This is a genomic window from Mycobacterium sp. THU-M104 (assembly GCF_049197365.1).
In the GTDB taxonomy this organism is placed as follows: domain Bacteria; phylum Actinomycetota; class Actinomycetes; order Mycobacteriales; family Mycobacteriaceae; genus Mycobacterium.
In genome coordinates, this window is record NZ_JBMIOP010000267.1 from 1 (window position 1) to 7,098 (window position 7,098).

Annotated in this window: 6 protein-coding genes and 1 pseudogene; 2 read left to right on the top strand and 5 right to left on the bottom strand. The window is 71.8% G+C overall.

Annotation, left to right across the window (positions count from 1 at the left end; genetic code table 11):
* From ACOJVU_RS19405 to ACOJVU_RS19415, 3 genes and pseudogenes are all read right to left on the bottom strand, one after another.
* Positions 1-129, bottom strand: a pseudogene (locus tag ACOJVU_RS19405) (hypothetical protein); the annotation flags it as partial.
* A 64-nt stretch (positions 130-193) separates the two neighbouring features.
* Positions 194-2,428, bottom strand: coding sequence for an ATP-dependent DNA helicase RecG (gene recG, locus ACOJVU_RS19410; RefSeq protein WP_421531265.1), 2,235 nt, complete (start codon positions 2,426-2,428; stop codon positions 194-196).
* A gap of 2 nt (positions 2,429-2,430) precedes the next feature.
* On the bottom strand, positions 2,431-4,122 hold the full coding sequence (locus ACOJVU_RS19415; RefSeq protein ID WP_421531270.1) for a DAK2 domain-containing protein: 1,692 nt from the start codon (positions 4,120-4,122) through the stop codon (positions 2,431-2,433).
* Positions 4,123-4,380: 258 nt separating this feature from the next.
* Between ACOJVU_RS19415 and rpmB the strand changes: the two genes are divergently transcribed.
* A complete protein-coding gene (rpmB, locus tag ACOJVU_RS19420) occupies positions 4,381-4,575 on the top strand; it encodes a 50S ribosomal protein L28 (RefSeq protein ID WP_421531266.1) in 195 nt (64 codons plus the stop codon).
* Positions 4,576-4,614: 39 nt separating this feature from the next.
* Here the strand turns inward: rpmB and ACOJVU_RS19425 are convergent, their stop codons facing one another.
* Together ACOJVU_RS19425 and ACOJVU_RS19430 are read right to left on the bottom strand one after the other, a co-directional pair.
* Complete coding sequence (locus ACOJVU_RS19425) at positions 4,615-5,298, bottom strand: uracil-DNA glycosylase (protein WP_421531267.1); 684 nt, start codon at positions 5,296-5,298, stop codon at positions 4,615-4,617.
* A 58-nt stretch (positions 5,299-5,356) separates the two neighbouring features.
* Complete coding sequence (locus tag ACOJVU_RS19430; RefSeq protein ID WP_421531268.1) at positions 5,357-6,325, bottom strand: thiamine-phosphate kinase; 969 nt, start codon at positions 6,323-6,325, stop codon at positions 5,357-5,359.
* Between the two features lie 84 nt (positions 6,326-6,409).
* Between ACOJVU_RS19430 and ACOJVU_RS19435 the strand changes: the two genes are divergently transcribed.
* Positions 6,410-7,003 (top strand): DUF3515 domain-containing protein, encoded by a 594-nt coding sequence (locus tag ACOJVU_RS19435; protein WP_421531269.1) that lies wholly within the window; start codon positions 6,410-6,412, stop codon positions 7,001-7,003.
* Positions 7,004-7,098 lie beyond the last annotated feature (95 nt).

A 7,098-nucleotide genomic window follows, 5' to 3' on the forward strand; every position in this document is an offset into this window, starting at 1 on the left:
CACCGTGGGCACGTCGGCGCGCGCGGCCACCTCGGCGCGCTCGGCCGCCTTGGAGCCCAGCGTCTGATAGGCGACGACCAGCGCGAGCGCCGCGGCCGCCGACAACCACAACAGCGATTTCCGGTTCATGACTTGTCCCGGTTCATGACTTGTCCCGGCTCATGACTTGTCCCGGCTCATGACTTGTCCCGGTTCATGACTTGTCGAGGTATTCGATGCGGTCGCTGTTGGTGAACGTGGCCGCCAGCAACTCCAGGCCGGCGTCCGCGGGGTTCTGCTCGTAGGCCCGGGCGCAGAACTCCCGCGCCGCCTCGATGACCTCGCGGTGCTCGGCCAGGGACAGCAGGCGCAGGTTGATCGAGCGACCGGACTGGTTGCGGCCCAACACATCTCCTTCTCGGCGTTCTTTGAGGTCAAGGTCGGCGAGGACGAATCCGTCCGAGGTGCCCGCGACAGCGGTGAGCCGTTGGCCGGCCCGCGATCCCGGAGCCACCCAGCTGGCCAGCAGGCACAGACCGGGGTACCCGCCGCGGCCGATGCGCCCCCGCAACTGGTGAAGCTGGCTGATCCCGAACCGGTCGGCGTCCATCACCAGCATCACGGTGGCGTTGGGCACGTCCACGCCGACCTCGATGACGGTGGTGCACACGAGGACGTCGATCTCACGCGCGCGGAAGGCTGCCATCACGGCGTCCTTCTCGTCCGCCGGCAGCCGTCCGTGCATCAAGCCCAGCCGTAGGTGGGCCAGCTCATGCGACCGCAACCGCGCGAACAGCCCCTCGGTGGTCGCCGACGGCCGGACGTCCTGCTCCTCGGTGCGGTCGTTCTCGTCGATGCGCGGCGCCACCACGTAGGCCTGGCGTCCCGCGGCGACCTCCTCGCCGATGCGCTGCCACGCGCGCTCGAGCCACGCGGGCTTGTCCTTGACGAAGATCGCGTTGGTGGTGATCGGCTGGCGTCCGCGCGGAAGTTCGCGCAGCGTCGAGGTTTCCAGGTCGCCGTAGACGGTGAGCGCGACGGTGCGCGGGATCGGCGTGGCCGTCATCACCAGCAGGTGCGGCGTGATGCCGGGAGGGGCCTTGGCGCGCAACTGGTCTCGCTGTTCGACGCCGAACCGGTGCTGCTCGTCGACCACCACCATGCCCAGCTTGTGGAACTCCACCGCATCCTGGAGCAGTGCGTGGGTGCCGATGACGATCCCGGCCTGGCCGGAGGCGACCTCGGCGCGGACGTGCTTCTTCTGGGCGGCCGTCATCGATCCGCTCAGCAGCGCCACCCGGGTGGCCATCGCGTCGTCGCTGTCCAGCCCACCCAGCTGGCCCGCCATGCCCAACGGACCCAGGACGTCGCGGATCGATCGGAGATGTTGGGCGGCAAGGACTTCCGTCGGCGCAAGTAGCGCGCACTGGTACCCGGCGTCGACCATCTGCAGCATCGCCAGCACGGCGACAATCGTCTTGCCCGAGCCGACCTCACCCTGCAGCAGCCGATTCATCGGCCGGGTCGCCGCCAGCTCACGCGAGATCACCTCGAGCACCTCTCGCTGGCCCGCCGTCAGCTCGAACGGCAACCGCCGCAGCAGTTCGGCCATCAGGCCGCCCTCGCCCACCGGCGCCGGGGGCCCCGATTCCGACAGCTCACTGTGCCGGCGGCCGAGCAATCCCCACTGCAGGCCGACGGCTTCGTCGAAGGTCAGACGTTCGCGGGCCCGCCGGCGCTCCGGCTCGCTCTCGGCCAGATGGATGTCGCGCAACGCCCGATCCTGCGAGACCAGGCCGTATTCGGCCAGCAACGCCGCGGGCAGCGGATCCTCGACGGGGTCCAGGACGTCGAGCACCTGACGCACGCACCGGAAGATGTCCCAGCTCTGCACCTTGGTGGTTGCCGGATAGATCGGGAAGAAGGCCCGCTCGAATGCCGACATCTGCAGCTCGCCGGCGGTGGCCTGCGAGGCGATGGCGATGTTCTTCAGCGAGCTGGTGCCGCGGTTCTTGCCGTCCGGCGAGTCGAGCAGGAGAAAGGCCGGGTGCGTGAGCTGCATGACGTTCTTGTAGAACCCGACCTCCCCGGAGAGCATCACCCTGGTGCCCTTGACCAAGTCCTTCTTGATGTAGTTCGCGTTGAAGAACGTCGCGGTCACGGCGTTGCGGCCCGAGCCCAGGGTGATGCGGTGACATGTCTTGCTGCGGTTCGTCCGCATCGGGAACGACGTGGTCTCGGTGATCGTGTCGACGATCGTGATGTGCTCACCGGCTTCCGGGCGCCCCGGACCGTCCTCGTCCGCGCCCCAGCGGGTCGCGCCCTCGGCGTAGCTGCGCGGGTAGTGGCGCAGCAGGTCGTCGACGGTGCGGATGCCGAAGGCCTCCTCGAGTGGATCGGCAGCCTTGGCGCCGAGGACGAAGGTGAGCCGGTCGCCGAGGGACGCCACGGCTACTCGACTCCGATCAGCAGCACGTCACCGCGATGACCCGTGCGGTAGGTCAGCAGTTCGGTGCCCGGGTGGTGGTCGTGCACGTGTCGCTGCAGCACGTCGCCGATACCCGCGGAATCCTCGCCGGCCACCGCGATGCCGGCGCCCACCAGCACCGTCACCAGGTCGCCGCCCGAGGCCAGCAGCAGGTCGAGCAGGCCGATTGCGGCAGCCGTCGGGTCGGCGGCCACGATCAGCACCTCGTCGCCCGCGATGCCCAGGCCGTCACCCGGTGTGCAGCGACCGGCCCAGGTCAGCGCGCTCTGGGTCGCGATGCGCACCGAGCCATGCCGGGCCGAGCCGGCCGCGCGGGCCATCGTGAAACCGTCGTCGACGGCCTGCCTGCCGGTTTCGTGCACGGCCAGCGCCGCCAGCCCCTGCACCATCGACCCGGTCGGTATCGGGACCACGTCGATACCCCAGCCGATGGCCGCGGTGCAGCCGGCCACCAGTTCCTCGACGGCCACAAACCCGTTGGGCAGCACCATCACCTGTGCGGCGCCGGTGTCCACCACGGCCCGAATCAGCTGGTGAGCGCTGATGCGGCCGGACATTTCGTGCTCGTCGGGGCCCGGGCGCAGCACACAGGCGCCCTCACCGGCGAACAGTTCGGCGGCACCGTCCCCGTCGACGACGGCCAGGACCGCCCGTTCCCGCGTCCAGCTGCCGGCCGGCAAACCCGCGACACCCGAGCTCAGGGCCGACACCACGATCCGGCTGGGCCGTCCGGCGGCCAGCCCCGCCTCGATCGCGGCGCCCGCGTCGTCGGTGTGCACGTGCACCGAATAGCCCTCCCCGCTCCCCGCGGCCGCGATTGCCACGGAATCACCCAGTTCCCCCAGCCGGTCCCGCAGCACCTGCACGGCGGCGGCCGGGCAACCGTCCAACCGGTACATCACCTCGAACTGCGGCGACGGCCGCTGGGCTGCAGCGTCGGGTTGCGGCGCGCGCGGCGACAGCTCGTACACCTCGCGGGCGCAAGCCTGCCCGGTGACCGTCGACCGCAGCGCGTCCAGTAGGACCAGCAGCCCCCGCCCCCCCGCGTCGACAGCACCGGCGTCGGCGAGCACCTCGAGTTGCTCGGTCGTCTTCTCCAGCGCGACCACCGCCGCGTCCCCCGCTGCGGCCAGCGCGGTGGACAGCCCTTCGGCAGCGCACCCCGCGACGGCGTCGGCGGCGGCCCGCAACACCGAGACGATGGTCCCCGGCACCTCCTGACCGCCCATCGAGACGATGACCAGGTCGACGGCGCGGTGCATCGCCGCCCCGAGGACGGCGGCGTCCAACGCGGCCAGCTCACCGCCGGCGTCCGCGGCGCGGGCCGCGGCGACGTCGGCGATACCACGCAGGATCTGCGACAGGATCACCCCGGAATTGCCGCGGGCACCGTGCAACGCACCGACGGACAAGGCGGCCGCGACCCGGGCGACGCACCCCGAAGCGCCCGCCGCCACGTTGGCCTCCGCGAGCGCGGAACGCATCGTGAACAGCATGTTCGCGCCGGTGTCGGAATCAGCGACCGGGTAGACGTTGAGCCGGTTGATCTCGTCGATGTGGACGATCAGGTCGCTGACAGCGGTGTGCGCCCAGTCCCGCAGGGCCGACGCGTCCAGGGCACGCTCCGGCCTGCCCTCCAGCGTGCCCTGCGCCATGCTCACGCGACCCACCTCCTCCGCGCCGGTCTCCGGGGCGCGCCGGCGAAGCTTGCAGACCGGCCCACTCAGCCTAGCCACCGGCGCCGACAGCACGGGACGTAAAAGAGCCGACGGCCGCCGATCGTTTTGGTGGTTACCCACCACAGTCGGTATCCTGGGCGGACCCGGTTTTGCAGGGGACATCTTTGCAGGGACACCTCGGCGCCACCATCCCGGCCGGATTGCCAGACCCCCGATGATTTGAGGAGCTTCGACATGGCCGCTGTGTGCGATATCTGCGGGAAGGGCCCCGGCTTCGGCAAGTCGGTGTCGCACTCTCACCGCCGCACCAGCCGCCGGTGGGATCCCAACGTGCAGACCGTGCACGTCGTCACCCGTCCCGGCGGTAACAAGCAACGGGTCAACGCGTGCGCGTCCTGCATCAAGGCCGGCAAGGTCGTCCGGGGCTGACGCGGCTCTGACCCCGGTCGCGGGCGGCACCCGTCCCGTTCAGGGCAACCGCCAGTCGATCGGATCGGCGCCCCGCTTCGTCAGCAGGTCGTTGGCGCGGCTGAAGGGCCGCGAGCCGAAGAACCCGCGGGACGCCGACAGCGGCGAGGGGTGCGGCGATTCGATGACCATGCAGTCGCCGGCGGCCAACGTCGGGGTGAGCGTCGACGCGTCGCGGCCCCACAAGATCGCCACCAGCGGCTGCGGGCGTTCGGCCAGGGCACGAATCGCGCGCTCCGTCACCGCCTCCCAGCCCTTGCCCCGATGCGACGCCGGGTTGCTGGGGCGCACCGTCAGCACCCTGTTGAGCAGCAGCACCCCACGCTGCGCCCACGGCGTCAGATCGCCGCACGACGGCTGCGGATGCCCCAGGTCCGCGGTGTACTCGTCGAAGATGTTGGCCAGGCTGCGGGGCAGCGGGCGCACCTCCGGGGCGACCGAGAAGCTCAGGCCCACCGCATGCCCGGGGGTCGGATACGGGTCCTGCCCGACGATGAGAACCCGCACGGATTCGAAGGGAAAAGTGAAGGCGCGCAACACGTTCGGCCCCGCCGGAAGATAGCGACGGCCCGCGGCGACCTCGGCCCGCAGAAACTGCCCCATGGCGGCCACCTGATCGGCCACCGGCGCCAGGGCCCGCGCCCAGCCCGGCTCGACGAGTTCGCGCAACGGCCGGGCGGTCACTGCAGCCCCTTCGTCAACGCGTAGACGGTCACCGCGTCACCCTACTCACGGCGCCCGGCTATTCCTGGAACGACTGCCAGCCCGCGTACCCGCCCCACGGCGCGCCGTCGACGAACACCCGGGGCGGGCCGTCGAGCACCCGCCCGATGACGCGCCACCCGGGCGGCGCCGGGCCGGCGAAGCAGGCCGCCAGCGCGTGGTCTTCGCCGCCGCCGAGCACCCACGACCACGCGTCGGCGCCCACGGCGGCGGCGGCCGCAGTCAGCGGGTCGTGGTCGGCGGCGAGCGCCGCGATGGACACGTCGATACCCACCCCGGACGCCTCGGCGACGTGCCGCAGGTCGGCGACCAGGCCGTCGGAGACGTCGATCATCGCGCCCGCGCCCGCGGCCGCGGCCGCGGCGCCCGCGCCGTACGGCGGCCGGGGCACCAGATGCCGGCGGCGGAGGTCTTCGAATCCACTGACCCCGTTGTGCCACAATGCATATCCGGCCGCCGACCAACCGAGTTCGCCCGCGACGGCCAGCACCGAACCGGGTTTCGCGCCGGAGCGCAGCACCGGCGGGCGGCCACCCAGGTCGCCCAGCGCCGTCACCGACAGCACCCATTGCGGGCAGCTGACCAGGTCACCGCCGACGATGCCGGCGCCGACGCGTGCCGCCTCCTCCCACATGCCGTCGACCAGCGCGTCGGCGTCCGCCGCCGCGGTGTCGCCGGGCGCCCCGAAACCGACGAGAAACGCCGTCGCCCGCGCGCCCATCGCCTCGACGTCGGCGGCGTTCTGGGCGATCGCCTTGCGTCCGACGTCGTGGGGTGTCGACCAGTCCAGCCGGAAGTGCCGGTCCTGCACCAGCATGTCGGTGGACGCCAGCACCCGGCCGTCGCCGGCGGACACCATCGCTGCATCGTCGCCCGGCCCGAGCAGCACCGCGCCGGGCTGCCGGCGACCCCGCACCAACCGGTCGATCACGGCGAACTCGCCGAGCTGCCGCAGGTTCGGGGCGGTGCCGGACGTGTCGTCGCGCACAGCACCTCCTGCGACCTGCGGTACGTTCGTTACCTGCCCGCGCGAGCGGACCGCGCCAGTGTACGAGAAGGAGGCACGGGGGCGTTGACGACCGACCCGGCCAGCGATCCCGGCGACGGTCCCGGCGACTCGGGACCGCCGCGCGCGGTGATCGTCGCCGCGGTAGCGCTGGCCGTCGCAGCGATCGGGGTGGTGCTGGTCATCGCGGCGAACCGGGCGGGTCCGCCGCGACCGGTCGCCCTTCCGGCGGTGCCCGCGCCCCATGCCGAGGATCCCGCGTGCCGGGCGCTGGACAACGCGCTACCGCAACAGCTGGGCGCCTACCGCCGTGCACCACTGGCGCAGCCGGCGCCGGTTGGCGCGGCCGCGTGGCGCGCCGATACCCGGGGCGAACCCGTCGTGCTGCGCTGCGGTCTGGACCGGCCTGCCGGCTTCGTGGTGGGGTCGCCGATCCAGGTCGTCGACCGCGTGCAGTGGTTCGAGACGGCCGACGGGGCGCAATCCGCCGGTCCCGCACGGACCGACGCGGCGGCCTTCACCTGGTACGCGGTGGACCGGCCGGTATACGTGGCGCTGACGCTGCCGCCGGACTCGGGGCCGACACCCATCCAGGAGATCTCCGACGTGATCGACCGCACCATCGCAGCGGTGCCGATCGACCCGGCCCGCCCCCGCTAGTAGTCGTGCCCGTTGATTCGTCGGGCCTGTTCGCTGAGGTGCCGAGACTGCGGTGGCGGCGACGTCGGGCGAAAAAGGTAGCGCTGAACGCAGTC

What these genes read in the sequence shown, in the direction of transcription:
- rpmB (WP_421531266.1), top strand. Translation starts at nt 4,381, where the DNA reads ATGGCCGCTGTGTGCGATATCTGCGGGAAGGGCCCCGGCTTCGGCAAG.
- ACOJVU_RS19415 (WP_421531270.1), bottom strand. Translation starts at nt 4,122, where the DNA reads ATGGCGCAGGGCACGCTGGAGGGCAGGCCGGAGCGTGCCCTGGACGCG.